The sequence below is a fragment of the Pseudomonas gregormendelii genome (genome assembly GCF_017114825.1).
GTDB lineage: Bacteria > Pseudomonadota > Gammaproteobacteria > Pseudomonadales > Pseudomonadaceae > Aquipseudomonas > Aquipseudomonas gregormendelii.
The window spans coordinates 168400-193888 of sequence record NZ_JADEVO010000002.1 but is presented as its reverse complement, the minus strand read 5'-3'; the positions used below and the strand labels follow the sequence as shown (position 1 = coordinate 193888).

The window sequence follows — 25489 nt, the reverse complement described above, 5'->3', positions numbered from 1 at the left end:
CTGACTGTTACTTACCAGTTATAGGAAACCGAGCCCAGTAAGGTTCGGCTTTCGCCCCAATAGCACCGCCCCGCATCATTACACCCAGCCACATACTCCTTGTCGAAGACGTTCTTTGCATTCACGTCGACCGTCCAGTTGCGGTCGATCTGATAGCCCACGGCCGCATCCACCAGGGTGACATCACCCGCATCCAGCTTTCCGTACAGGGACGGCGCCGTGTAGGCGAACGCGCTGTCGAAGTACCGCACACCGCCACCTGCATACAGTCCCTTGAGGCTGCCTTCGAGGAAGCGATACTTGGCCCAAACCGACGCCTGATTCCGCGGAACCCCCGTCATCTGGTGATCCTTGACCAGCGAGGTGGCGGAGTCCTTGGTGATGCGTGCATCGGTGTAGGTGTAGGCGGCCGTCACGTTCAGATTTGGCGTCAGGTTGCTGTTGAGTTCCAGCTCCACGCCTTTGGCACGGCTTTCACCCACTTGGCGATAGGTGGAAGTAGTTGCGTCAAAGTACGTATCGTCTTTCTTGCGCAAGTCATACACCGAGGCGGTGAATGCCGTGTCCCAGCCGATGGGTTCGTATTTCAGACCCACTTCATACTGGCTGCTGGTGATCGGGTCCAACGGCGCACCCGAGTTGGAGATCTGCTGCACGGGCACAAACGCAGTGGAATAGCTGACGTACGGCGTCAGGCCGTTGTCGAATTGGTACATCACGCCGCCCTGGTAGGTGAACTTCCTGTCCTCAGAACTGATATTGCTGGCCGAAGCTACTTTGTCGCGGAAATCGCTGTCCACCCAGTCCTGACGACCTCCCAACAAGAAAAGCCAGTGATCGTACTTGCTCTGGATCTGCGCATAGGCACCTTGCATTTGCTGTTCCAGCAAGGTGTTCTGCACCGCGATGGGGGTCAACGGATCGCGCAGGTAAACCGGGTTATATATGTCGATTGGCCCGACGAAGCCTGCATTCCAGTCCTGATTGAAGGAAGTGCGATCAAAGCTGCCGCCAAACAGCACGGTGTTTTCCAGGCCGCCCACCTCGAACTTGCCTTCCAGCTGATTATCCAGCGAATACACCATCGACTTGTTGAAGCGGTCATAGGCAGTCACGTTCAGGCGGGTACCAAAGCCTGCATTATTCAGATTGCCGGGCCAGGTTTCGTGACGGGTGATCCTGGACTGCATGTAGCGCGAGTTCTGCCGGAACTGCCAGTCGTCATTGAAGCTGTGGGTAAATTCATATCCGGTGCTCCACGTTTCCCTTTCGAAGGTGTTCCAGTCCGGGTCGCCGAGCATGGTGTGCTTGGATAACTTGCCATTGGGATTGTTGAGTAAGGTACCTGCGGCAGGCAAACCGAGTTCCATGTTGGTGTGATCCTTCTGGTAGTTGGCCAGCAGGGTCAAGGTGTTGTAGTCATCGAAGTTGAGGGTCAAGGAGGGGGCGATGTAGATCCGATCATCCGGCACGTGATCAGTTTGGGTGTCGGCATTGCGTCCCAGCATCACCATCCGGCCGAGAATGTTGCCGCTGTCATTGAGCGCACCGGACACGTCGACACCCAATTGGCGACGATGGTTGGAACCGTAGCTAAGCTGCACCTCGCCCTGGGGGGCGGCAGTTGGGCGTTTGCTCACGATGTTGACCAGGCCACCAGGGGCGTTTTCGCCATAGAGCAATGAGGAAGGACCGCGAAATATCTCTACTCGCTCCAGCCCGTACGGTTCGGTGCTGGTGTCGTACCGATTGCCTTGCACCCGCAAGCCATCTCGCAACAGACCATATCCATAGTCGGTAGCGTTAAAACCACGGATGAAAAACAGGTCGCCGGCGAGGCTATCGCCCGCCGCAAAGGGCGGCGCAAAAATGCCGGGTACGTAACCCAGCACATCGGTGAGGGTCTGGGATTTTTGATCCCTGATCCGCTGACTGGTGACCACCGACACCGAGCGCGGGGTTTCAGACAGCGGTGTGCTGGTCTTGGTCCCGACTCGACTATTTTTTGCGTTGTAGCCAACGTCTGCCGAGTAGTCGAGGCTCATTTGACCAGGTTGCGAGGCATTGATATTGGTGGCGCCCAGGACCAGGGGTCCATTCTCTGGTACTGCCTGGAGTATGTAGCTGCCGGGAGCACTCGGCACCGCCTGCAACCCAGAGCCTTCGAGTAATAACTGAAAACCCTCATCGATCGAGTAGTTACCTGCCACCCCCCCGGTTCGCAACCGAGCGGTCTGCTGCGGCGAGAACGACAGGATCACATTGGCCGCCGCCGCGAACTGACTCAGCGCTCCATCCAGTGGTCCCGCGTCAATGGTAAAGCGTTGCGAAGAACTGGCTGCCATTGCGTTGTGTGTCAGCAGGCAACCTGCAGCAGTGGCTATCAATAAACCGTAGGCGAGGCAGTGGTGGGAAAAACGCTTGCGGAACTTAGGAAGACGCATGAGTGGATGAGCCCTGAAGGTGGCGAAGAGCCGCGTGAGTCGCGATTACCTGTAGGGCCGTGTCAGGATAAAAAAAGATAACCCTGTCGCTACCTATTTTTCTCCAGGCTCAGCCAGCGTGACCGACCGACACCCAGTAACGAGTGAAATAGCGCACACTAATAGGCAAGGAGGCTTGCAGATTGGCCAGCACAGCGTCGGTAGCGTCCAGTCGAAAAGTCCCGGATACCCGCAACTTCGCAGCCCCCGCATCACAGTGGATAACTCCCGACCGATATCGAGCCAGTTCCCCCAGCACCTCACCCAGCGGGGTATCCAATACGATGAGCTGGCCGTTGATCCAGGCTGCTTGCGATGACCGATAAGGGTGAATGGCGCCTAAGCGGTCACTGCGCAAGTCAATGCCTTCTCCTGCTTGGAGTATTCGCGAACCAGTGGAAGCACTGGTTGGTTGCACGTTCACCCGGTCCTCCAGTACACCAACACGTGTCGAGCCTGAAAATTGCTGCAGCGAAAAACGTGTACCCAACGCCTGTATCCGACCATCGCGGGTTTCGACGATGAAGGGCCGTTGGGCGCCGAGCTTGCCAGTGCTTACAAGAATTTCCCCGGAGCGCAATCGAATCAACCGTTGCTGATCATCGAACAGCACATCCACCGCGGTCTGGGTGTTCAGGTGCAACTGAGTACCATCGGCCAGCTCGATTTTCCGGCGTTGACCCACCTTGGTTGAATAATCCGCCCAGACGTTACCCAGCGTCGTGTATTTCTGGGCGTTCCAACCGACATAGCCGGTGCCGGCGACTATCAGCAAGAGTTTGAGCATCTGCCGACGATTTTGGCCAGGAGTCAGGGCGCGTCTAGCCAGATCCCTGGGCATTGCCCCCAAGTGCCTTTGCATTTGCTCCATCTGGTTCCACGCGGCGAGGTGCGCTGGATTGCTGTCTACCCAACGCTGCCAGGCTTGTTGCTGTGCTGGCGTAGGCGGTTCGGCCTGGAACTGCACGTACCAGCCAGCAGCCGCTTCGAACACTTGACGATCCGGCGCCATCGCCATCACAACCCTGCCATGATCAAGGAACATTCGGTAAGAGCACGGACCATGTGTTTCTTCACTGTTGTCAGCGACACCTTGAGCTCTGCTGCAATCTGTTGATAAGTCAGCCCCTCGATCTGCGACAGCATAAAGATTCGCTGCGTGCGCGTACCCAGGCTGGCCAGGGCTTTATCCACAGCTATCAGGGTTTCGATAATGAGCGCCTTGTCCTCCTCACTGATGATCGTAATTTCGGACCTGGCTGCCAATGTTTCCAGGTAGGCCACCTCGATAGCGCGTCGACGATAACGGTCAATCACCAACCCTCTGGCTACCGTTGCCAGATAGTCACGGGGTTCGCGAATGTGCATGGCATTACGTGAGCCCAGGATGCGCACAAAGGTGTCATGTGCGACATCCGCAGCATCGCACGCATCATGCAGCTTGCCCTTGAGCCATCCATACAACCAGGAATGGTGCTGCTCGTAGATGTGCTGAACGGCTGCCGTATGGGTGGGTAGGGACATAAGGGCATCAAGCTGGTTAATGATAATGCCTATTATTAACTTCCACTGCGCCGTCCCACAATAGCGCTCACCACGCAAAGCTCCTCCTTCAAATTTACTTTTTTCAATCGCTCGCGCCCGACGGGAAGGTGTCTGGGGGGAGTTTTTTTGCCGTCATTTCCAGGAAACTTCAAAAAACTGCGGATTAAGCCCTGTGAATAACTGCCACTAAGGGCAGTTGATAACAGGGCTCGAAAACTGAATATAACCGCCCCTGTGGATAACCACCACTTTAATCCACAGGCTTAAAGCGGTTATCCCAAGGACTCATTGGCACATGAGCACAGGGTTTTGAATCTCTGTACATATTGAATATAAAGGCCTGTAGAGATCTATCCACAGAAATGTGCCTCAGTAGAAATAAACATAAAAACAAAGATTTAATAAATTTCTCTCTTTTTAATTTCTATAACCCTGACTTCTCCACAGCTGGTTAAATTTTGTGCAAAGGGTTCTTTAGGAACGGCGAAGTCCCTATACTTGTCGACCAGGTCCAGAAACCTGAGCTCAAACCATTCCTGATTACCCAACTGAAAGCAGGCACGAGGTGCGTGGTGGATTTCCCTTCCCGTTTTGAAGTGATCGTCATCGGCGGCGGTCATGCCGGTACCGAGGCAGCACTGGCCTCAGCACGTATGGGGGCAAAAACCCTGTTGCTGACGCATAACGTGGAAACCCTCGGTGCCATGAGCTGCAATCCCGCTATTGGCGGCATTGGCAAAAGTCACCTGGTCAAGGAAATCGACGCCCTGGGCGGCGCGATGGCCATGGCTACTGACAAAGGCGGAATTCAGTTTCGCGTGTTGAACAGCCGCAAAGGCCCGGCCGTGCGTGCAACTCGCGCTCAAGCCGATCGGGTTCTGTACAAGGCAGCTGTCCGCGAAATCCTGGAAAACCAGCCGAACCTGTGGATATTCCAACAAGCGGCCGATGACGTCATCGTCGAGCAGGATCAGGTGCGTGGTGTCGTTACCCAAATGGGCCTGCGCTTTCTGGCAGATTCGGTGGTACTTACAACCGGCACCTTCCTGGGTGGACTTATCCACATCGGGATGCAGAATTTTTCCGGTGGTCGTGCCGGTGATCCGCCCTCAATCGCCCTGGCTCAACGTCTGCGCGAGCTGCCGCTGCGGGTGGGACGCCTGAAAACCGGAACGCCGCCGCGCATCGACAGCCGCTCAGTCGATTTTTCGATGATGACCGAGCAAGCCGGCGATACCCCGATTCCGGTGATGTCGTTCATGGGCTCCAAGGAGCAGCACCCGCGGCAGGTGAGCTGCTGGATTACCCATACCAACGCCCGCACCCACGAAATCATTGCCGCCAACCTTGATCGATCGCCGATGTACTCGGCTGCCGGGATGATCGAGGGCATCGGGCCGCGTTATTGCCCATCGATTGAAGACAAGATCCATCGCTTTGCCGACAAGGAAAGCCATCAGGTATTCATCGAACCTGAAGGTTTGACCACCAACGAGCTGTATCCCAACGGGATTTCCACTTCGTTGCCGTTCGACGTGCAATTACAGATCGTGCAGTCGATCCGAGGCATGGAAAATGCGCACATTGTTCGCCCGGGTTATGCGATCGAATACGACTATTTCGATCCCCGCGACCTGAAGTACAGCCTGGAAACCAAAGTAATCGCCGGCCTGTTTTTTGCCGGGCAAATCAACGGCACCACCGGTTACGAAGAAGCCGGCGCCCAGGGTTTGCTGGCCGGAGCCAATGCTGCACTGCGTGCACAAGGCAAAGATGCCTGGTGCCCGCGCCGCGACGAGGCGTACATCGGAGTATTGGTCGACGACCTGATTACCCTGGGTACTCAGGAACCGTACCGGATGTTTACCTCCCGTGCGGAGTACCGCCTGATCCTGCGCGAAGACAACGCCGACCTGCGCCTGACCGAAAAAGGTCGCGAGCTTGGCCTGGTGGATGACGCCCGCTGGGCGGCGTTCTGCACCAAACGCGAAAGCATTGCGCTGGAAGAACAACGTTTGAAAAGTACGTGGGTGCGCCCGGGTACCGAGCAGGGCGATGCCATTTCCGAGAAATTCGGCACCCCGCTGACTCACGAATACAACTTGCTCAACCTGCTGAGCCGTCCGGAAATCGACTACGCTGGCCTGATCGCCGTGACCGGTGGGGGTGCAGAAGATCCACAGGTTGCCGAGCAGGTCGAGATCAAGACCAAGTACGCCGGCTACATCGACCGGCAACAGGACGAAATTGCTCGTCTGCGGGCCAGCGAAGACACCAAATTGCCTGTGGATATCGATTACACGAATATCTCCGGTCTCTCCAAGGAGATCCAGGGCAAACTCGGTGCGACCCGTCCTGAGACACTGGGTCAGGCGTCACGTATTCCCGGCGTTACCCCGGCAGCCATTTCGCTGTTGATGATTCATTTGAAAAAACGCGGCGCGGGCCGTCAGTTGGAGCAAAGCGCTTGAGTTCGTTGGTCACCTCGCAACACGCCGAAGAGTTATCCACAGGTGCGCGCCAGCTCGGTGTCACACTGACCGAAACCCAGCACGCACAGCTGCTGGGTTACCTGGCCCTGTTGATCAAATGGAACAAGGCCTACAACCTGACCGCCGTCCGTGATCCGGATGAAATGGTTTCCCGCCACCTGCTCGACAGTTTGAGCGTGATGTCATTCGTCCAAGACGGTCGCTGGCTCGACGTCGGCAGCGGCGGCGGGATGCCCGGCATCCCGTTGGCCATCCTGTTTCCGCAGTCGCAAGTGACCTGCCTCGACAGCAACGGCAAGAAAACCCGGTTCCTGACCCAGGTCAAACTCGAGCTGAAACTGGACAACCTGCAAGTTATCCACAGTCGCGTCGAAGCTTTCCAGCCTGCCGAGCCATTCAACGGGATCATCTCCCGGGCTTTCAGCAGCATGGAAAACTTCAGCAACTGGACTCGCCACCTTGGCGACAGCAACACACGTTGGCTGGCAATGAAGGGCGTTCATCCGGCCGATGAGCTGGTAGCATTGCCGGCAGACTTCCACCTCGATAGCGAACACGCCCTGGCCGTACCTGGTTGCCAAGGCCAACGCCATCTGCTGATACTGCGCCGCACGGCATGATTGGGAACAAAAGCAAGAATGGCTAAGGTATTCGCGATTGCGAACCAGAAAGGTGGTGTGGGTAAAACCACCACCTGCATCAACCTAGCAGCATCCCTGGTCGCCACCAAGCGTCGGGTGCTGTTGATCGATCTCGATCCACAGGGCAACGCCACCATGGGTAGCGGTGTGGACAAGCACGGCCTGGAAAACTCGGTCTACGACCTGTTGATCGGTGAGTGTGACCTGGCTCAGGCCATGCACTACTCCGAGCACGGTGGTTACCAACTGCTGCCGGCCAACCGTGACCTGACTGCTGCCGAAGTGGTCCTGCTGGAAATGCAGATGAAGGAGAGTCGTCTGCGCAGCGCGCTGGCGCCAATCCGCGAGAACTACGATTACATTTTGATCGACTGCCCACCTTCGCTGTCGATGCTCACGCTCAACGCCCTGGTTGCCGCTGACGGGGTAATTATCCCCATGCAGTGCGAATATTTCGCACTGGAAGGCCTGAGCGACCTTGTGGATAACATCAAGCGCATCGCCGAGCTGCTCAATCCGAACCTGAAGGTCGAAGGCCTGCTGCGGACCATGTACGACCCGCGACTGAGCCTGATGAACGATGTGTCGGCGCAGCTCAAGGAACATTTTGGCGATCAGCTCTACGACACCGTTATTCCGCGCAACATCCGCTTGGCGGAAGCGCCGAGTTACGGCATGCCGGCGCTGGCGTACGACAAATCATCGCGGGGCGCCATTGCCTACCTGGCTTTGGCGGGCGAGATGGTTCGTCGCCAACGCAAAAATTCACGTACAGCCGCTGCTCAGGCAACTTAAGGAATCCCCATGGCCGTCAAGAAACGAGGTCTCGGACGTGGACTGGATGCACTGCTGAGCGGTCCTACCGTCAGTTCGCTGGAAGAGCAGGCGGTCCAGGCTGATCAGCGCGAGCTGCAGCACCTGCCGCTGGACCTGATCCAGCGGGGCAAGTATCAGCCGCGCCGGGACATGGATCCCCAGGCGCTGGAGGAGCTGGCGCAGTCCATCAAGGCCCAGGGCGTGATGCAACCGATTGTGGTTCGTCCAATCGGTGGCGGGCGTTTTGAAATCATTGCCGGCGAGCGCCGTTGGCGTGCGAGCCAGCAGGCGGGCCAGGAAACGATCCCCGCAATGGTGCGTGACGTGCCGGACGAGACTGCGATTGCCATGGCGCTGATCGAGAACATCCAGCGCGAAGACCTGAATCCTGTCGAGGAGGCGGTGGCCCTGCAGCGTTTGCAGCAGGAATTCCAGCTGACCCAGCAGCAGGTGGCAGAAGCGGTGGGTAAATCCCGCGTGACCGTAGCCAACCTGCTACGCTTGATCGCGTTGCCCGAAGTAATCAAGACCATGCTGTCCCATGGGGACCTGGAAATGGGCCACGCTCGTGCGTTGCTCGGTTTACCGGAAAATCAGCAGGTTGAAGGGGCGCGACATGTTGTCGCACGAGGGCTGACTGTGCGCCAAACCGAGGCACTGGTTCGGCAGTGGTTGAATGGCAAACCGGAGCCTGTTGAACCGGCTAAACCAGACCCGGATATCGCCAGGCTGGAGCAGCGCCTGGCCGAGCGCCTGGGCTCTGCGGTGCAGATCAGGCACGGAAAGAAGGGCAAGGGCCAATTGGTGATTGGCTACAACTCTCTGGATGAGCTCCAGGGTGTCCTTGCACACATTCGCTGAAACATTTCCTCATGTAGCGAGCAGTCGGAAATCACTACCTGACAGTTGAATAGGGGCTGAACCGCCCCTATACTCTGCGCGCATTTTGTCGGCACAAATTATGCCAAGTTATTGAATTCTGGCAGCCGACCATTGGAGAGCAAAAGTGATGGAAAGCCGCACGCCAAACCGCTTGCCGTTCCATCGCCTGGCAGTTTTTCCGGTGTTAATGGCTCAATTTGTCGTTTTGCTGATCGCCGCTTTGGCGCTTTGGCAATGGCACGGAGTCGTTGCCGGGTACTCGGGACTTTGCGGAGGCCTGATAGCCTTGCTGCCCAATGTTTATTTCGCTCACAGGGCATTTCGGTTTTCCGGCGCCCGAGCAGCCCAAGCCATCGTCCGGTCTTTTTATGCCGGTGAGGCGGGCAAACTGATTTTGACGGCAGTGCTCTTTGCATTGACGTTTGCAGGTGTGAAGCCATTGGCGCCGCTAGCTGTATTCGGCGTCTTCGTGTTGACCCAACTGGTCAGCTGGTTCGCGCCCCTGCTGATGAGAACAAGACTTTCGAGACCTTAGGGCGTTTGAGGCAACCATGGCAGAGACAACCGCTTCGGGCTATATCCAGCACCACTTGCAGAACCTGACCTTCGGTCAGCACCCAACAGGCGGGTGGGGTTTTGCCCACACCGCAGCAGAGGCCAAAGAAATGGGCTTCTGGGCTTTCCACGTCGATACTCTCGGCTGGTCGGTCGCTTTGGGTCTGATTTTCGTTCTTCTTTTCCGCATGGCGGCAAAGAAAGCGACATCCGGTCAGCCTGGTGCTTTGCAGAACTTCGTTGAAGTATTGGTCGAATTCGTCGATGGCAGCGTGAAAGACAGCTTCCATGGCCGTAGCCCGGTGATTGCACCGCTGGCACTGACTATCTTCGTCTGGGTCTTCCTGATGAACGCCGTCGACCTGATCCCGGTTGACTGGATTCCTCAGCTGGCCATCCTGATCACTGGCGATGCGCACATTCCGTTCCGTGCCGTGTCCACCACTGACCCGAACGCTACCCTGGGCATGGCCCTGTCGGTGTTCGCGTTGATCATTTTCTACAGCATCAAGGTCAAGGGTATCGGCGGCTTCATCGGCGAACTGACCCTGCACCCTTTCGGCAGCAAGAACATTTTTCTTCAAGCCCTGCTGATTCCGGTGAACTTCCTGCTGGAGTTCGTGACGCTGATCGCCAAGCCTATCTCCCTGGCACTGCGTCTGTTCGGCAACATGTACGCCGGCGAGCTGGTCTTCATTCTGATTGCTGTGATGTTCGGCAGCGGTCTGCTCTGGCTTAGCGGCCTGGGCATAGTTCTGCAGTGGGCGTGGGCTGTGTTCCACATCCTGATCATCACCCTGCAGGCGTTTATCTTCATGATGCTGACCATCGTCTACCTGTCGATGGCGCACGAAGAGAACCATTAAGATCAGTCTCGACTGGTCTGATGTCCCACCCGGTTAAACGGGTGGGTGCCCTAACAGGGCTATGAAACGATTTGTTTTACCGCTTTAAAATCTAAAAAACCTAAACCATACGACGTAAAAGTCGGGAGGAAAGATGGAAACTGTAGTTGGTCTAACCGCTATCGCTGTTGCACTGTTGATCGGCCTGGGCGCACTGGGTACCGCAATTGGTTTCGGCCTGTTGGGTGGCAAGTTCCTGGAAGGAGCAGCGCGTCAGCCAGAGATGGTTCCAATGCTGCAAGTTAAAATGTTCATCGTTGCCGGTCTGCTCGACGCCGTAACCATGATCGGTGTTGGTATCGCTCTGTTCTTCACTTTCGCGAACCCATTCGTTGGTCAACTCGCTGGCTAATTACTCGCCTTCGAGTAATTGGTGTGATGTGCAACGAACGAGCGAGGTGTTGGCGTGAACATTAATGCAACCCTGATTGGCCAGTCCGTTGCGTTCTTCATTTTTGTACTGTTTTGCATGAAGTTCGTGTGGCCTCCGGTCATCGCGGCTTTGCACGAACGTCAGAAGAAGATCGCGGATGGACTGGACGCTGCCGCCCGAGCAGCTCGCGACCTGGAGCTGGCCCAAGATAAAGCGGGTCAGCAACTGCGCGAAGCGAAAGCTCAGGCAGCCGAAATCATTGAGCAAGCCAAGAAACGCGGTAACCAGATTGTTGAAGAGGCTGTTGAAAAAGCCCGTATCGACGCTGACCGTGTGAAGGTTCAGGCTCAGGCCGAGATCGAACAGGAACTGAACAGTGTCAAAGACGCTCTGCGTGCCCAACTGGGTGCTCTGGCTGTCGGCGGCGCCGAGAAGATCCTGGGTGCCACAATCGATCAAAACGCGCACGCGGAGCTGGTAAACAAACTGGCTGCTGAAATTTAAGCGAGGGCGATCATGGCAGAATTGACCACGTTGGCCCGACCTTACGCTAAGGCAGCCTTCGAGCACGCCCAGGCCCACCAGCAACTGGCCTCTTGGTCAGCCATGCTCGGCCTGGCTGCAGCAGTGTCGCAAGACGACACCATGCAGCGCGTGCTCAAGGCCCCGCGACTGACGAGCGCAGACAAGGCCGCCACGTTTATTGACGTGTGCGGCGACAAGTTTGATGCCAAGGCACAGAACTTCATCAACGTCGTTGCCGAAAACGACCGTCTCCCGCTTTTGCCGGAGATATCCGCTCTGTTCGACCTGTACAAGGCTGAACAAGAGAAGTCGGTAGACGTTGAAGTGACCAGTGCTTTTGCATTGAACCAAGAACAGCAAGACAAACTCGCCAAGGTTCTCAGTGCACGACTCAACCGGGAAGTGCGCCTGCAAGTCGAGGAAGACAAATCCCTTATTGGGGGCATTGTCATCCGCGCCGGCGACCTGGTTATCGATGGCTCGGTTCGCGGCAAACTCGCGAGCCTAGCCGAAGCATTGAAATCTTGAGTTTGAAGGGGCAGCAGAGCAATGCAGCAACTCAATCCTTCCGAAATAAGTGAAATTATCAAGGGCCGCATCGACAAGCTCGATGTGACCTCCCAAGCCCGTAACGAAGGCACTGTCGTCAGCGTATCTGACGGTATCGTGCGGATTCACGGTCTGGCCGACGTAATGTACGGCGAGATGATCGAGTTTCCGGGCGGCGTCTTCGGTATGGCTCTCAACCTGGAGCAGGACTCCGTAGGTGCCGTAGTTTTGGGCTCCTACCAGTCTCTGGCTGAAGGCATGAGCGCCAAGTGCACTGGCCGCATCCTCGAAGTTCCGGTTGGTAAGGAACTGCTGGGTCGCGTAGTCGACGCACTGGGTAACCCTGTTGACGGCAAAGGTCCACTGGGCAACACCGAGACCGACGCGGTCGAGAAAGTTGCTCCAGGCGTGATCTGGCGTAAGTCGGTAGACCAGCCTGTACAGACTGGCTACAAGGCTGTCGATGCCATGATCCCTGTCGGCCGTGGCCAGCGTGAGCTGATCATCGGTGACCGTCAGATCGGTAAAACCGCTCTGGCGATCGACGCGATCATCAACCAGAAAAACAGCGGTATTTTCTGCGTCTACGTAGCGATCGGTCAGAAGCAATCGACCATCGCCAACGTGGTTCGCAAGCTGGAAGAAAACGGCGCACTGGCTAACACCATCGTCGTTGCCGCGAGCGCTTCGGAATCTGCAGCACTGCAGTTCCTGGCTCCGTATTCCGGTTGCACCATGGGTGAATTCTTCCGCGACCGCGGTGAAGACGCGCTGATCGTTTATGACGATCTCTCCAAGCAAGCAGTGGCTTACCGCCAGATTTCCCTGCTGCTGCGCCGTCCACCAGGCCGTGAAGCTTACCCAGGCGACGTGTTCTATCTCCACTCCCGTCTGCTGGAGCGCGCATCCCGCGTTTCGGAAGAATACGTAGAGAAGTTCACCAACGGCGCAGTGACCGGCAAAACCGGTTCCCTGACCGCACTGCCGATCATCGAAACCCAGGCTGGCGACGTTTCCGCGTTCGTTCCGACCAACGTGATTTCCATCACCGACGGTCAGATCTTCCTGGAATCGGCCATGTTCAACTCCGGGATCCGTCCTGCTGTGAACGCCGGTGTTTCGGTATCCCGTGTGGGTGGTGCCGCTCAGACCAAGATCATCAAGAAGCTCTCCGGTGGTATCCGTACCGCTCTGGCTCAGTACCGTGAACTGGCGGCATTCGCCCAGTTCGCTTCTGACCTGGACGAAGCGACCCGTAAGCAACTTGAGCATGGTCAGCGCGTTACCGAGCTGATGAAGCAGAAGCAATACGCACCAATGTCGATCGCTGACATGGCGCTGTCGCTGTATGCCGCTGAGCGTGGGTTCCTGACTGACGTTGAAATCGCCAAGATCGGCAGCTTCGAACAAGCGCTGATTGCTTTCTTCAACCGCGATCACGCCGATTTGATGGCGAAGATCAACGTGAAGGGTGACTTCAATGACGAAATCGACGCTGGCATGAAAGCCGGTATCGAGAAGTTCAAGGCCACCCAAACCTGGTAAGCCGCAGCGGGAGCCGCGAGGCTCCCGCTTGCTAACCTGATAGGTGTTACATGGCAGGCGCAAAAGAGATTCGCAGTAAGATTGCGAGCATCAAAAGCACGCAAAAGATTACCAGCGCCATGGAAAAAGTGGCGGTCAGTAAAATGCGCAAGGCACAAATGCGCATGGCTGCTAGCCGTCCTTACGCGGAGCGCATCCGCCAGGTTATTGGCCATCTGGCCAACGCCAACCCGGAATATCGCCACCCGTTCATGATCGACCGTGAAGTAAAGCGCGTTGGTTATGTTGTGGTGAGCAGCGACCGTGGTCTGTGTGGTGGCTTGAACACCAACCTGTTCAAGGCTCTGGTCAAGGACATGGCGGTAAACCGCGAAAACGGCGTCGAGATCGATCTGTGTGTTGTTGGTAGCAAGGGTGCGGCTTTCTTCCGCAACTTCGGCGGTAACGTCGTAGCAGCTATCAGCCACCTGGGTGAAGAGCCGTCGATCAATGACCTGATCGGCAGCGTCAAGGTGATGCTGGATGCCTACCTGGACGGCCGTATTGACCGCCTGTCCGTGGTGTCCAACAAGTTCATCAACACCATGACGCAACAGCCTACCGTGGAGCAATTGATTCCTCTGGTGGCAACGCCGGAACAGGAACTCAAGCACCACTGGGATTATCTGTACGAACCGGACGCCAAAGAGCTGCTTGATGGCTTGATGGTCCGTTACGTGGAGTCGCAGGTCTACCAGGCGGTGGTCGAGAACAACGCGGCTGAACAAGCTGCGCGGATGATCGCGATGAAGAACGCTACCGACAACGCCGGTGATTTGATCAGCGATTTGCAGCTGGTCTACAACAAGGCGCGTCAGGCTGCGATCACCCAAGAGATCTCGGAAATCGTCGGCGGCGCTGCCGCGGTTTAACGGTTCAAATATTCAGAGGATCCAGCTATGAGTAGCGGACGTATCGTTCAAATCATCGGCGCCGTTATCGACGTGGAATTTCCACGCGACAGCGTACCGAGCATCTACAACGCTTTGAGTGTAAAAAGCGAAGCCGGCACCACCCTGGAAGTTCAGCAGCAGCTGGGCGACGGCGTGGTACGTACCATTGCGATGGGTTCCACCGAGGGCTTGAAGCGCGGTCTGGAAGTCACCGACTCTGGCGCTGCCATCTCCGTACCGGTTGGTAAAGCGACCCTGGGCCGGATCATGGACGTTCTGGGCAACCCGATCGACGAAGCTGGCCCGATCGACACCGAAGAGCGCTGGGGCATTCACCGTCCTGCGCCAACCTTCGCTGAACAAGCTGGCGGCAACGACCTGCTGGAAACCGGCATCAAGGTTATCGACCTGGTTTGCCCGTTCGCCAAGGGTGGTAAAGTTGGTCTGTTCGGTGGTGCCGGTGTAGGCAAAACCGTAAACATGATGGAACTGATCCGTAACATCGCCATCGAGCACAGCGGTTATTCCGTGTTCGCCGGTGTGGGTGAGCGTACTCGTGAGGGTAACGACTTCTACCACGAGATGAAGGATTCCAACGTTCTGGACAAAGTGGCACTGGTTTACGGTCAGATGAACGAGCCGCCGGGTAACCGTCTGCGCGTAGCACTGACCGGCCTGACCATGGCCGAGAAGTTCCGTGACGAAGGTAACGACGTTCTGTTGTTCGTCGACAACATCTATCGTTACACCCTGGCCGGTACTGAAGTATCCGCACTGCTGGGCCGTATGCCTTCCGCAGTAGGTTACCAGCCGACCCTGGCCGAAGAGATGGGTACTCTGCAAGAGCGTATCACTTCGACCAAAAACGGTTCGATCACCTCCATCCAAGCGGTATACGTACCTGCGGATGACTTGACTGACCCGTCGCCAGCGACCACTTTCGCCCACTTGGACGCCACCGTCGTTCTGTCCCGTGACATCGCTTCCCTGGGTATCTACCCAGCGGTCGATCCACTCGACTCGACTTCGCGCCAGCTGGATCCGAACGTGATCGGCCAGGACCACTACGACACCGCTCGCGGCGTTCAGTACGTTCTGCAGCGTTACAAAGAACTGAAGGACATCATTGCGATCCTGGGTATGGACGAGCTGTCGGAAACCGACAAGCAGTTGGTAAACCGCGCTCGTAAGATCCAGCGTTTCTTGTCGCAGCCGTTCTTCGTGGCTGAAGTCTTCACCGGTGCTTCGGGTAAATACGTTTCCCTGAAAGACACCATTGCTGGCTTCAAAGGCATCCTCAACGGTGACTACGACCACCTGCCAGAACAAGCGTTCTACATGGTCGGCGGCATCGAAGAAGCGATCGAGAAAGCCAAGAAACTGTAATCCCGGCGCCCGGCAACGGGCGCTAATTTAGGTTGAGGCAATCAGATGGCTATGACAGTCCATTGCGATATCGTCAGCGCGGAAGGGGAAATCTTTTCCGGCCTGGTCGAGATGGTAATTGCGCACGGTGCACTCGGTGATCTTGGTATCGCCCTGGGTCACGCGCCGCTGATCACTAATCTCAAGCCGGGCCCGATCCGCCTGGTCAAGCAAGGCGGGGAAGAGGAGGTGTATTACATCTCTGGTGGTTTCCTCGAGGTTCAGCCGAACATGGTCAAGGTTCTTGCCGACACTGTGCAACGTGCTGCCGACCTGGACGAAGCCTCCGCTCAGGAAGCCGTCAAGGCTGCCGAGAAGGCCCTGCATGAACGTGGCGCTGAATTCGATTACGGTTCTGCCGCTGCACGTCTGGCCGAGGCTGCAGCTCAGCTGCGCACCGTCCAGCAGATCCGCAAGAAGTTTGGCCACTAACAGGCCTGCCACTTGTTGTGCGATTGATTAAAAAGGGTAGCCTCGGCTACCCTTTTTTCTTTTCCGATATTCATCACCTGGTCGCAGCCGCTGACCACCCAGGATTGGTAGCCAGTCATGTCTCTAGAAATCGTTATCCTCGCTGCAGGCCAAGGCACGCGCATGCGTTCGTCGTTGCCCAAGGTGCTGCACCCGATCGCCGGCAACTCGATGCTTGGCCATGTTATCCACACCGCGCGCCAACTTGATCCACAGCGCATCCACGTGGTCATTGGTCACGGCGCAGACGCTGTACGTGAGCGGCTGGCGGCGGATGACCTGAATTTTGTCCTGCAGGACAAACAGCTGGGTACTGGACATGCCGTTGCCCAGGCGGTGCCGTTCATCGAATCCGACACCGTGCTGATCCTGTACGGCGACGTGCCGTTGATCGAAGTTGAAACCCTGCAGCGCCTGCTCAAGAAAGTAGCCGCGCAGCAGTTGGGTCTGCTGACCGTGGAGCTGGACGACCCGACCGGTTATGGGCGTATCGTGCGTGATGCCCAAGGGCAGGTGACCGCCATCGTCGAGCAGAAAGACGCCGACGAAACCCAGCGCGCCATCACCGAAGGCAACACCGGCATCCTGGCCATGCCGTTTGCCCAGCTGAGTGGCTGGATGAGCCGACTCTCCAACAACAACGCACAAGGCGAGTACTACCTCACCGACGTGATCGCCATGGCAGTCGGCGATGGCCTGGTGGTGGCAACCGAGCAGGCGCACGACGCCATGGAAGTGCAGGGCGCCAACGATCGCAAGCAGCTCTCCGAGCTGGAGCGCCACTATCAGTTGCGCGCGGGGCTGCGCCTGATGGCTCAAGGCGTAACACTGCGCGACCCGGCGCGTTTTGATGTACGCGGCGACGTCACGGTTGGCCGCGACGTACTGATCGACATCAACGTGATTCTGGAAGGCAAAGTCGTTATCGAAGACGACGTGGTGATCGGTCCGAACTGCGTGATCAAGGACAGCACCCTGCGTAAGGGGGTGGTGATCAAAGCCAATAGTCATATCGACGGCGCGATCATGGGTGAGGGCAGCGATGCCGGCCCGTTCGCTCGCCTGCGTCCAGGTAGCGTGCTCGAAGCGCGGGCGCATGTGGGTAACTTTGTCGAACTCAAGAACGCTCACCTGGGTGAAGGCGCGAAGGCCGGTCATCTGACCTACCTGGGCGATGCCGAGGTCGGTGCGCGTACCAACATTGGCGCTGGCACCATCACTTGTAACTATGACGGCGCCAACAAGTGGAAAACCGTATTGGGCGAGGACGTGTTCATTGGTTCCAACAATTCGTTGGTGGCGCCTGTGGATATCTCTAACGGCGCAACGACGGCTGCCGGTTCGACCATTACGCAGAATGTGGATAACGCGCAGTTGGCCGTAGGTCGTGCACGCCAGAAGAACATCGACGGGTGGAAGCGCCCGGAAAAAATAAAGAAACCGTAAGTTATCCACAATACCTCGTAGGAGCTGCCGAAAGCTGCGATCTTTTGATCTTGAAAAATCAACGGCAAAAGATCGCAGCCTGCGGCAGCTCCTACGCGGTTATCCACAGAACTTTTTCTCGCCACCGCTTGACGAAGTTTCAGTAATAGGTTTTGATTGCTTTCGTTATCTTTCGAATCGAAACTTACCAAGTCATGTCGAAGCGCAATACCCCCCAACGCCGTCACAACATACTCGCCTTGCTCAACGTGCAGGGTGAAGTGAGTGTGGACGAATTGGCCAAGCGTTTCGAAACCTCGGAAGTTACGATTCGCAAGGATCTTGCCGCGCTTGAAAGCAATGGTCTCCTGCTGCGCCGTTACGGTGGAGCAATCACCATGCCTCAGGAACTGGTGGCCGACATTGGCCTGCCGGTTTCCAAATACAAGCAGGCCGTCGCCCGCGCCGCCGTCTCGCGGATTCGCGAGCATGCGCGAATCATCATCGACAGTGGCAGCACCACTGCGGCAATGATCCCGGAACTCGGACAACAACCGGGTCTGGTCGTGATGACCAACTCGTTGCATGTCGCCAGTGCTTTAAACGAACTGGAACACGAACCGGTGCTGTTGATGACCGGTGGAACCTGGGATCCGCATTCCGAATCCTTCCAGGGCCAGGTCGCCGAGCAGGTACTGCGCTCTTACGACTTTGACCAACTGTTCATTGGTGCCGATGGCATCGACCTGGTTCGTGGTACGACCACCTTCAACGAACTGCTGGGCCTGAGCCGCGTCATGGCTGAAGTCGCCCGGGAAGTGGTGGTGATGGTCGAGTCCGACAAGATAGGTCGCAAGATACCCAACCTGGAGCTGCCCTGGAGCAGCGTCCATACCCTAATTACCGATGATCGCCTGCCGCTTGAGGCACGCGATCAGATTCAGGCGCGCGGGATCACCCTGATCTGCGCAGCTGTCAGTCAGGAGAAATAGCATGTGTGGAATTGTCGGCGCAGTCGCAGAACGTAACATCACCCCGATCCTGCTCGAAGGCCTCAAGCGTCTTGAATACCGCGGCTACGACAGCGCCGGTGTAGCGGTGTACACCAACGACCAAAAGCTTGAGCGCATGCGCCGTCCAGGCAAAGTCAGCGAGCTGGAACTGGCCCTGACCGAAGAACCACTGTTGGGGCGTCTGGGCATCGCCCACACCCGCTGGGCGACCCATGGCGCGCCGTGCGAACGCAATGCTCACCCGCATTTCTCCGGCGACCTGGCGGTGGTGCACAACGGCATCATCGAAAACCACGAAGCCCTTCGTCATCAACTCAAGGCCCTGGGTTACGTGTTCACTTCGGACACCGATACCGAAGTCATTGCCCACTTGCTGAACCACAAGCTCAAGGACCTGGCTGACCTGACCGTGGCGCTCAAGGCTACCGTTAAGGAATTGCACGGTGCCTACGGCCTGGCCGTCATCAGCGCTGATCAACCGGATCGCCTGGTTGCCGCGCGCAGTGGCAGTCCGCTGGTGATCGGCCTCGGCATGGGTGAGAACTTCCTGGCTTCGGACCAGTTGGCCCTGCGTCAGGTCACGGACCGCTTCATGTACCTTGAAGAAGGCGATATCGCCGAGATTCGTCGCGACAGCGTGCAGATCTGGGACGTCAACGGCCAGAGCGTCGAGCGCGAATCCGTGCAATACCGCGATGGTGCCGAAGCCGCCGACAAAGGCGAGTTCCGCCACTTCATGCTTAAGGAAATCCACGAGCAGCCAGCGGTCGTGCAACGCACCCTCGAAGGTCGACTGAGCCAGAATCAGGTGCTGGTACAGGCTTTCGGTCCACAGGCTGCCGAGTTGTTCGCCAAAGTGCGCAACGTGCAGATCGTCGCCTGCGGCACCAGCTACCACGCGGGGATGGTTGCCCGTTACTGGCTGGAAGAACTGGCCGGCATCCCTTGCCAGGTCGAAGTGGCCAGTGAGTTCCGCTATCGCAAGGTGGTGGTACAGCCCGACACCCTGTTTGTGACCATCTCCCAGTCCGGCGAGACCGCCGACACCCTGGCGGCGCTGCGTAATGCCAAGGAGCTGGGCTTCCTGGCCAGCCTGGCGATCTGCAACGTGGGCATCAGCTCGCTGGTGCGTGAGTCCGACCTGACCCTGCTGACCCAGGCCGGCCGTGAGATTGGCGTGGCTTCCACCAAAGCGTTCACCACTCAACTGGTCGGCCTGTTGTTGCTGACCCTGTCCCTGGGCCAGGTTCGCGGCACGTTGGCCGATGGCGTCGAAGCCACTCTGGTCGAAGAGTTGCGTCGTCTGCCAGCCCGCCTGGGCGAAGCCCTGGCGATGGACAGCACCGTCGAGAAAGTCGCCGAGCTGTTCGCCGAGAAGAATCACACCTTGTTCCTGGGCCGCGGTGCACAATTCCCTGTCGCCATGGAAGGTGCGCTCAAGCTCAAGGAAATCTCCTACATCCACGCCGAAGCCTATCCGGCCGGTGAGCTCAAGCATGGTCCTCTGGCGCTTGTGGATAACGACATGCCAGTGGTTACCGTGGCGCCGAACAACGAGCTGCTGGAAAAGCTCAAATCCAATCTCCAGGAAGTGCGCGCCCGCGGTGGTGAGCTGATCGTCTTCGCCGACGAGAAGGCCGGCATGACCAACGGTGAAGGCACCCACGTCGTACACATGCCGCACATCCACGACATCCTTTCGCCAATCCTCTACACCATTCCGCTGCAGCTGCTTTCGTACTACGTTGCCGTACTGAAAGGCACCGACGTCGATCAGCCGCGGAATCTGGCGAAATCGGTCACTGTGGAATAAGTTATCCACAACCTGGTGAGAACTTAAGATCGCATCCATCGAGCTCTTGTAGGAGCTGCCGAAGGCTGCGATCTTTTGCTTTTAACAAAGAGCGACCGCCCATGGACCGTTTCCAGGAAATGCAGGTATTCGCCGCCGTCGCCCAAGCCCAGGGCTTTTCGGCGGCAGCGCGGCATTTGGGTATGTCTGCAGCCAGCGTCACTCGCGCAGTCGCCGCGTTGGAGAAGCGCATCGGCACGCAGCTGCTCACGCGCACCACCCGCAGCGTCCACCTCAGTGAAGCGGGGCAGCGTTATCTGGAGGATTGTCGGAGAATTCTTGGCGAGGTGCAGGAAGCCGAGGATTCGGCGGCGGGCAGTCATGCCCAGCCCCGTGGGCAGTTAACGGTGACCGCCCCCGTCCTGTTTGGCGATCTTTTTGTCACACCGATCATGGTGAGTTACCTGACCCGGTTTCCTGAAGTCAGCATCAACGCTTTATTGGTTGATCGAGTCGTCAGCATGGTCGAGGAAGGCGTTGATGTCGCCGTGCGCATTGGCGAGCTGGCCGACAGTAATCAGCATGCTATTCGGGTGGGTGAGGTTCGCCGGGTCATCTGTGCGTCGCCGTCCTTTCTCCAGGCTAATGGCCGACCAGAACACCCGCAGGATCTTGCCCAAGTGCCGGTCATTGCAACTTCCGCGACAGGGCTGCAACGCAACTGGCCATTCCTCGACGCCGGCAATTCGCTGATGGTGCGCCTGGAACCGCGGCTGACGGTGACGGCTAATCAGGCGGCAATCAGTGCGGCTTGCCTGGGGCTGGGTTTCACTCGGGTGCTTTCCTACCAAGTGGCGAATCACGTCGAGGCAGGTGAGCTGGAAGTTGTGCTCGCGGAGTTCGAACTGCCACCGCTGCCCATTCATGTCGTCTACCAGGGCGGCCGTAAGGCACCGGCGCGCATTCGCGGCTTCGTGGATTTTGCAGTCAATGAACTGCGCGAACATCCGTCCCTGCGTCGCTGAATTATTGCTCTTAGTGAAATAAATGATTGCGAATGCTGGTGATTCTATAGATCTGTGGATTGGTAGAGGATGGCTTTCCTCGGCGCTGAGCTCCTCATCTGCGCCCCAACTGCGGAGTTCACCATGCAACCGATCAAACTCTATAACTTCCCGCGCTCCGGCCATGCACATCGCGCCGAGCTGATGCTGTCCCTGCTGCAGCTACCCACTGAGCTGATCTTCGTCGACCTGGCCAAGGGCGCGCACAAGCAGCCCGAGTACCTGGCCCTCAATCCTTTCGGGCAAGTGCCGGTACTGGATGATCAGGGAGTCATCCTCGCCGATTCCAATGCGATTCTGGTTTATCTGGCGCACAAGTATGGCAACGGTCGCTGGTTGCCGACGGATCCTGTGGCCGCCGCCAGGGTGCAACGCTGGCTGTCGGTTGCTGCGGGGCAGATTGCTTTTGGTCCGGCTCGTGCTCGGCTAATCACAGTGTTCGGTGCGCCCTACAATGCCGAAGAAGCCATCACTCGCGCCCACGACCTGCTCAAGGTTATGGACCATGAACTGGCGGATACCCCATGGCTGGCCGGAACCGAACCTACGATCGCCGATGTCGCTGCCTACAGTTACATCGCCCATGCGCCTGAAGGCAATGTATCACTCGAGGCTTACGCCAATGCGCGCGCCTGGCTGGCGCGTGTAGAAGCCTTGCCAGGGTTTGTGCCGATGCCGCGCACCGTCGCCGGTTTGCAAACCACTGCCTGATGCAGGGGAGATGCCGTTATGGAACGTTCACCGTGGCACGTCGGCGAAAGACAGTTGCAAGAGCATGTCGGAGTAGCCGAGCGCATGGAGGCATTCGGACGCAGGGTGATTCGCCGCGAGATGCCGGATCAGCACCGCCAGTTTTATCAGCAACTGCCATTCATGCTGTACGGTGCGGTGGATGCAAACGGTGATCCGTGGGCCAGCGTGCTTGAAGGCGCGCCTGGATTTGCCCACTCCCCGCAGCCCGGTGTGTTGCAATTCGACAGCCTGCCGGGTGCCGATGACCCGGCGCAATTGACCCAAGGCGCCGCGATCGGACTTCTGGGCATCGAGCTGCACACCCGGCGCAGGAATCGTCTCAATGGCCATATCGGCAACCTGACAGCCAAAGGCTTTGACGTCACGGTTGACCAGTCCTTCGGCAATTGCCCGCAGTACATTCAGTTGCGTCAGTTTCATACAGTGCCGCTGGCAGAACCTTCGTCGCGCATTGCTGAACGCCTGGGCGCGCTGGATTTCGCGGCCCGGGACATGATTACCCGTGCCGACACCTTCTTCGTCGCCAGTTATGTAGACATCGACGGCCAACGCGCGGTCGACGTATCGCATCGCGGTGGTCAGGCCGGATTCGTCCAGGTACATGGCAATCGACTGACCATTCCTGATTTTGCCGGCAATCTGCACTTCAACACCTTGGGCAACCTACTGGTCAATCCTCGGGCGGGCCTGTTGTTCATCGATTTCACTTCCGGCGACCTGCTGCAACTGGCGGGTCGCACTGAAATCATCCTCGATGGCCCACAGGTGGAAGCCTTTCAAGGTGCCGAACGGTTGTGGACCTTCGACGTAGAGCGCGTGGTGCGTCGCCCGGCAGCTCTGGCTCTGCGCTGGCGCTTCGACGGAGTCTCGCCCAACAGCCTGATGACCGGCACCTGGGAGCAGGCGGCCGCGCGGTTGCAGGCCCAGGCGTTGGGCGATCGCTGGCGGCCATTGCGAGTGGTGCGCATCGAAGCGCAAAGCCGCAACATTCGCTCGATTTATCTCGAACCAGCGGATGATGCAGGGTTACCGGTGTTCCAGGCCGGTCAGCATTTACCGTTGCGATTTGATATCGGCGGTGAAAATCACATCCGCACCTACAGCCTGTCGAGCGCACCCTCCGACGATTTTTTCCGTATCAGCGTAAAGCGCGAGGGGCTGGTGTCTTCGTTCCTGCACGATCAGCTCAAGGTCGGTGATGTCCTGGAAGCTCGTGCACCCCAGGGGCATTTCACCGTGGCGCCCCACGAGCGACGGCCCTTGGTGTTGCTCGCGGCGGGCGTTGGCATTACGCCATTGCTCTCGATGTTGCGCGAGGTGGTGTATCAAGGCGTGCGCACCCGGCGCATTCGTCCTACGTGGTTGTTCCAGAGTTCGCGCACTCTTGACGACCAGCCATTTCGCGTCGAGCTGGATCAACTCCTGGAAACGGCGGGAGGCGCGGTAAGGGTGCTGCGCTTGCTCAGCCAGCCGGAAGAAGGATTACTGCAGGGAGAGGACTTTGATCTGAGCGGACGGATCAGCACGGCGTTGCTCAACAACATCCTTGGAGTGGAAGACTACGACCAGCCGGATTTTGTCCTGTGCGGCCCCGGAGGTTTCACTCAGGGTCTGTATGACAGCCTGCGGGAACTGGACATTCGCGATGCGCAGATTCACGCGGAAACCTTTGGCCCCTCGACTCTGCGGCGCCAGCTAGACCCTGATGCCGTGGTGATCGACCAACCGCCGGCGGCGACTACCTCGGTGCCGGTGGTGTTCCAGCGATCGGCCAAGGAGGCCCGCTGGCAACCCGACGGTGGCAGTTTGCTGGAGTTGGCGGAAAGTCGCGGCTTGCGTCCTGAATTCAGTTGCCGGGGGGGGTCATGCGGCACCTGCAAGACGCGCCTGGTGAGCGGCCAGGTGAATTATCCACAGCCCCCGGCGGAGATTCCCGGTGAGGGGCAAGTGTTGATCTGTTGCGCGGTGCCGGCGCCGGGATCACAGCCTTTGGTGCTTGACCTGTAGGAGCTGTCTCGTGGAACGAGGCTGCGATCTTTTGATCCTGCAACCAACGTCAAAAGATCGCAGCCTCGTTGCACTCGACAGCTCCTACAGGGATCACAGGGATCACAGGGATCACAAGGGTCACAGCGGCCACAGGGCCATGAACAACACGACAATCAGCCAGGTCATGCGTAAGCCAACGATTTCTCGGCCAACAGCTCTTCATACAGAGCCGCCCACTTGCGCCCCATCTCGTCAGCGGTAAACAACTGCCGATACCGCGCCTGCGCGTTTGCCCCCATTTGCGCCGCCAGCGCCGGGTTTTCCCAAAGGGTGCGCATCGCCTCACGAAACGCCTGTGGATTACTGGGCGGCACGACCAGCCCGGTCTCATTGTGAATATTGATGTAGCTGGTGCCTGTGCCGATCTCGCTGGAGATCATCGGCTTGCCGTACATCGCGCCTTCAAGCAGCGAAATACCGAACGCTTCAGAGCGCAGGTGAGACGGGAAGACCACCGCGTAACTGAGCTCCAGCAGGGTGACCTTGTCCTCGTCGCCGAGGAAGCCGAGGAAGTGCAGGTTGCGCAGACCCAAGGCCTGCGCCTGGGCATGCAGCTCTTTTTCCAGAGGGCCGGCGCCCACGATCACCACCGGATAATTGAGCCCCTGCATGGCGTCCAGCAGGATATGCAGGCCCTTGTAATAACGCATTACTCCAACAAACAGGAAAAACTTGTCGCCCAGCTGCTGGCGCCAGCGTTCGGTACGCGCTGCGTCATGTTGTGGATAACCTGACTTGTCGAGCCCGTAGGTAATGACCCTGGTCTTCTCGCGGTAGTCCTTCAGCACATCGCTGGTGTGAAAATAGTTAGGCGAAGCCGCAACGATGCGGTCGGCACTGTCCAGGAATCGACGCATCAAGGGCCGATACAGCCTGAGCAGATGGCGCTGGCGAATGATGTCCGAGTGATAGCTGACCACGCAGGGTTTCTTGGTGGCCGTGCAGAAATGCACCAGATCCATGAAGGGCCAGGGGAAGTGATAATTGACCACGTCCGCTTCGGCTGCCAGCTCGCGAAACTGCTTGAAGACGCTGTAGGAAAAGCCCGTAGAGGCCAGCTGAAAATCCATCCTGGCCTGATGAACCTGATGTTCGCGGATCTGCAACACGCCTGGCGCCGGATTGTTGCTCAGCGTCAGCACCGTGCTCTCGACACCGTGACGGGCGCCGCTTTCGCTCATCTGGAAGATGACTTGTTCGATGCCACCCATGGAGTCGGGCAAGTAGGTTTTATAAAAGTGCAGAACTCGCATA

23 protein-coding genes are annotated in these 25489 nt (G+C 57.8%); 19 read left to right on the top strand and 4 right to left on the bottom strand.

The genetic code is table 11. From position 1 onward, the window contains the following. Window positions 1–11: 11 nt before the first annotated feature. The 3 genes from IMW75_RS02605 to IMW75_RS02595 all read right to left on the bottom strand — a co-directional run bounded on the left by IMW75_RS02605 (window position 12) and on the right by IMW75_RS02595 (window position 4007). Window positions 12–2444 (bottom strand): TonB-dependent siderophore receptor, encoded by a 2433-nt coding sequence (locus tag IMW75_RS02605; protein WP_205891787.1) that lies wholly within the window; start codon window positions 2442–2444, stop codon window positions 12–14. A 109-nt stretch (window positions 2445–2553) separates the two neighbouring features. Further along, window positions 2554–3501: a FecR domain-containing protein gene (locus tag IMW75_RS02600; RefSeq protein WP_205891839.1), complete on the bottom strand. Its 948-nt coding sequence runs from the start codon at window positions 3499–3501 to the stop codon at window positions 2554–2556. Continuing rightward, the gene (locus IMW75_RS02595) at window positions 3501–4007 is read right to left on the bottom strand and encodes a sigma-70 family RNA polymerase sigma factor (RefSeq protein ID WP_205891838.1); all 507 of its coding nucleotides are present in this window, start codon (window positions 4005–4007) and stop codon (window positions 3501–3503) included. The genes IMW75_RS02600 and IMW75_RS02595 overlap by 1 nt, the downstream gene beginning before the upstream one ends. Window positions 4008–4600: 593 nt before the next feature. On the opposite strand from IMW75_RS02595, the gene mnmG reads away from it, so the two are divergent. From mnmG to IMW75_RS02500, 19 genes are all read left to right on the top strand, one after another. After that, complete coding sequence (mnmG, locus tag IMW75_RS02590) at window positions 4601–6499, top strand: tRNA uridine-5-carboxymethylaminomethyl(34) synthesis enzyme MnmG (protein WP_045061241.1); 1899 nt, start codon at window positions 4601–4603, stop codon at window positions 6497–6499. After that, the gene (gene rsmG / locus IMW75_RS02585; RefSeq protein WP_205891785.1) at window positions 6496–7140 is read left to right on the top strand and encodes a 16S rRNA (guanine(527)-N(7))-methyltransferase RsmG; all 645 of its coding nucleotides are present in this window, start codon (window positions 6496–6498) and stop codon (window positions 7138–7140) included. The genes mnmG and rsmG overlap by 4 nt, the downstream gene beginning before the upstream one ends. 18 nt (window positions 7141–7158) lie before the next feature. Further along, window positions 7159–7956, top strand: a complete 798-nt coding sequence (locus IMW75_RS02580) for a ParA family protein (protein WP_007934331.1) — start codon at window positions 7159–7161, stop codon at window positions 7954–7956. A gap of 9 nt (window positions 7957–7965) precedes the next feature. Next, complete coding sequence (locus tag IMW75_RS02575) at window positions 7966–8838, top strand: ParB/RepB/Spo0J family partition protein (protein ID WP_045061243.1); 873 nt, start codon at window positions 7966–7968, stop codon at window positions 8836–8838. Between the two features lie 148 nt (window positions 8839–8986). After that, on the top strand, window positions 8987–9394 hold the full coding sequence (locus IMW75_RS02570; protein WP_010465473.1) for a F0F1 ATP synthase subunit I: 408 nt from the start codon (window positions 8987–8989) through the stop codon (window positions 9392–9394). A 16-nt stretch (window positions 9395–9410) separates the two neighbouring features. Beyond that, window positions 9411–10280, top strand: a complete 870-nt coding sequence (gene atpB, locus IMW75_RS02565) for a F0F1 ATP synthase subunit A (RefSeq protein ID WP_045061244.1) — start codon at window positions 9411–9413, stop codon at window positions 10278–10280. A gap of 133 nt (window positions 10281–10413) precedes the next feature. Next, window positions 10414–10671: a F0F1 ATP synthase subunit C gene (atpE, locus tag IMW75_RS02560; protein ID WP_002555987.1), complete on the top strand. Its 258-nt coding sequence runs from the start codon at window positions 10414–10416 to the stop codon at window positions 10669–10671. A 54-nt stretch (window positions 10672–10725) separates the two neighbouring features. Beyond that, a complete protein-coding gene (locus IMW75_RS02555) occupies window positions 10726–11196 on the top strand; it encodes a F0F1 ATP synthase subunit B (protein ID WP_008027535.1) in 471 nt (156 codons plus the stop codon). Window positions 11197–11208: 12 nt separating this feature from the next. Next, entirely contained in the window at window positions 11209–11745 is a 537-nt protein-coding gene (locus IMW75_RS02550; RefSeq protein WP_008027533.1) for a F0F1 ATP synthase subunit delta, read from the top strand. A gap of 21 nt (window positions 11746–11766) precedes the next feature. Then, a complete protein-coding gene (gene atpA / locus IMW75_RS02545) occupies window positions 11767–13311 on the top strand; it encodes a F0F1 ATP synthase subunit alpha (protein WP_028620322.1) in 1545 nt (514 codons plus the stop codon). Between the two features lie 50 nt (window positions 13312–13361). Then, the gene (atpG, locus tag IMW75_RS02540) at window positions 13362–14222 is read left to right on the top strand and encodes a F0F1 ATP synthase subunit gamma (protein ID WP_045061245.1); all 861 of its coding nucleotides are present in this window, start codon (window positions 13362–13364) and stop codon (window positions 14220–14222) included. Between the two features lie 27 nt (window positions 14223–14249). Beyond that, window positions 14250–15629, top strand: a complete 1380-nt coding sequence (atpD, locus tag IMW75_RS02535; RefSeq protein WP_045061246.1) for a F0F1 ATP synthase subunit beta — start codon at window positions 14250–14252, stop codon at window positions 15627–15629. A gap of 45 nt (window positions 15630–15674) precedes the next feature. Beyond that, entirely contained in the window at window positions 15675–16100 is a 426-nt protein-coding gene (locus tag IMW75_RS02530) for a F0F1 ATP synthase subunit epsilon (RefSeq protein ID WP_007969909.1), read from the top strand. A gap of 117 nt (window positions 16101–16217) precedes the next feature. After that, complete coding sequence (gene glmU / locus IMW75_RS02525; RefSeq protein WP_205891783.1) at window positions 16218–17585, top strand: bifunctional UDP-N-acetylglucosamine diphosphorylase/glucosamine-1-phosphate N-acetyltransferase GlmU; 1368 nt, start codon at window positions 16218–16220, stop codon at window positions 17583–17585. A gap of 194 nt (window positions 17586–17779) precedes the next feature. After that, on the top strand, window positions 17780–18556 hold the full coding sequence (locus IMW75_RS02520) for a DeoR/GlpR family DNA-binding transcription regulator (RefSeq protein WP_122840923.1): 777 nt from the start codon (window positions 17780–17782) through the stop codon (window positions 18554–18556). A gap of 1 nt (window position 18557) precedes the next feature. After that, window positions 18558–20390: a glutamine--fructose-6-phosphate transaminase (isomerizing) gene (glmS, locus tag IMW75_RS02515; RefSeq protein WP_205891781.1), complete on the top strand. Its 1833-nt coding sequence runs from the start codon at window positions 18558–18560 to the stop codon at window positions 20388–20390. A 101-nt stretch (window positions 20391–20491) separates the two neighbouring features. Then, window positions 20492–21394, top strand: coding sequence for a LysR family transcriptional regulator (locus IMW75_RS02510; RefSeq protein ID WP_205891780.1), 903 nt, complete (start codon window positions 20492–20494; stop codon window positions 21392–21394). A gap of 123 nt (window positions 21395–21517) precedes the next feature. Next, the gene (locus IMW75_RS02505) at window positions 21518–22144 is read left to right on the top strand and encodes a glutathione S-transferase family protein (RefSeq protein WP_205891779.1); all 627 of its coding nucleotides are present in this window, start codon (window positions 21518–21520) and stop codon (window positions 22142–22144) included. Between the two features lie 18 nt (window positions 22145–22162). Further along, on the top strand, window positions 22163–24193 hold the full coding sequence (locus IMW75_RS02500) for a 2Fe-2S iron-sulfur cluster-binding protein (RefSeq protein ID WP_205891778.1): 2031 nt from the start codon (window positions 22163–22165) through the stop codon (window positions 24191–24193). Between the two features lie 164 nt (window positions 24194–24357). On the opposite strand, the gene IMW75_RS02495 is transcribed toward IMW75_RS02500, so the two are convergent. Next, the gene (locus tag IMW75_RS02495; protein ID WP_205891777.1) at window positions 24358–25488 is read right to left on the bottom strand and encodes a glycosyltransferase family 4 protein; all 1131 of its coding nucleotides are present in this window, start codon (window positions 25486–25488) and stop codon (window positions 24358–24360) included. Window position 25489: the final 1 nt, after the last annotated feature.

Excerpts from the sequence above, each read along its gene's own strand:
- IMW75_RS02605 (WP_205891787.1), bottom strand. The coding sequence starts at position 2,444 with ATGCGTCTTCCTAAGTTCCGCAAGCGTTTTTCCCACCACTGCCTCGCC.
- IMW75_RS02600 (WP_205891839.1), bottom strand. The coding sequence starts at position 3,501 with ATGGCGATGGCGCCGGATCGTCAAGTGTTCGAAGCGGCTGCTGGCTGG.
- IMW75_RS02595 (WP_205891838.1), bottom strand. The coding sequence starts at position 4,007 with ATGTCCCTACCCACCCATACGGCAGCCGTTCAGCACATCTACGAGCAG.
- IMW75_RS02580 (WP_007934331.1), top strand. The coding sequence starts at position 7,159 with ATGGCTAAGGTATTCGCGATTGCGAACCAGAAAGGTGGTGTGGGTAAA.
- IMW75_RS02575 (WP_045061243.1), top strand. The coding sequence starts at position 7,966 with ATGGCCGTCAAGAAACGAGGTCTCGGACGTGGACTGGATGCACTGCTG.
- IMW75_RS02570 (WP_010465473.1), top strand. The coding sequence starts at position 8,987 with ATGGAAAGCCGCACGCCAAACCGCTTGCCGTTCCATCGCCTGGCAGTT.
- atpB (WP_045061244.1), top strand. The coding sequence starts at position 9,411 with ATGGCAGAGACAACCGCTTCGGGCTATATCCAGCACCACTTGCAGAAC.
- atpE (WP_002555987.1), top strand. The coding sequence starts at position 10,414 with ATGGAAACTGTAGTTGGTCTAACCGCTATCGCTGTTGCACTGTTGATC.
- IMW75_RS02550 (WP_008027533.1), top strand. The coding sequence starts at position 11,209 with ATGGCAGAATTGACCACGTTGGCCCGACCTTACGCTAAGGCAGCCTTC.
- atpA (WP_028620322.1), top strand. The coding sequence starts at position 11,767 with ATGCAGCAACTCAATCCTTCCGAAATAAGTGAAATTATCAAGGGCCGC.
- atpG (WP_045061245.1), top strand. The coding sequence starts at position 13,362 with ATGGCAGGCGCAAAAGAGATTCGCAGTAAGATTGCGAGCATCAAAAGC.
- atpD (WP_045061246.1), top strand. The coding sequence starts at position 14,250 with ATGAGTAGCGGACGTATCGTTCAAATCATCGGCGCCGTTATCGACGTG.
- IMW75_RS02530 (WP_007969909.1), top strand. The coding sequence starts at position 15,675 with ATGGCTATGACAGTCCATTGCGATATCGTCAGCGCGGAAGGGGAAATC.
- glmU (WP_205891783.1), top strand. The coding sequence starts at position 16,218 with ATGTCTCTAGAAATCGTTATCCTCGCTGCAGGCCAAGGCACGCGCATG.
- IMW75_RS02520 (WP_122840923.1), top strand. The coding sequence starts at position 17,780 with ATGTCGAAGCGCAATACCCCCCAACGCCGTCACAACATACTCGCCTTG.
- glmS (WP_205891781.1), top strand. The coding sequence starts at position 18,558 with ATGTGTGGAATTGTCGGCGCAGTCGCAGAACGTAACATCACCCCGATC.
- IMW75_RS02510 (WP_205891780.1), top strand. The coding sequence starts at position 20,492 with ATGGACCGTTTCCAGGAAATGCAGGTATTCGCCGCCGTCGCCCAAGCC.
- IMW75_RS02505 (WP_205891779.1), top strand. The coding sequence starts at position 21,518 with ATGCAACCGATCAAACTCTATAACTTCCCGCGCTCCGGCCATGCACAT.
- IMW75_RS02500 (WP_205891778.1), top strand. The coding sequence starts at position 22,163 with ATGGAACGTTCACCGTGGCACGTCGGCGAAAGACAGTTGCAAGAGCAT.
- IMW75_RS02495 (WP_205891777.1), bottom strand. The coding sequence starts at position 25,488 with ATGCGAGTTCTGCACTTTTATAAAACCTACTTGCCCGACTCCATGGGT.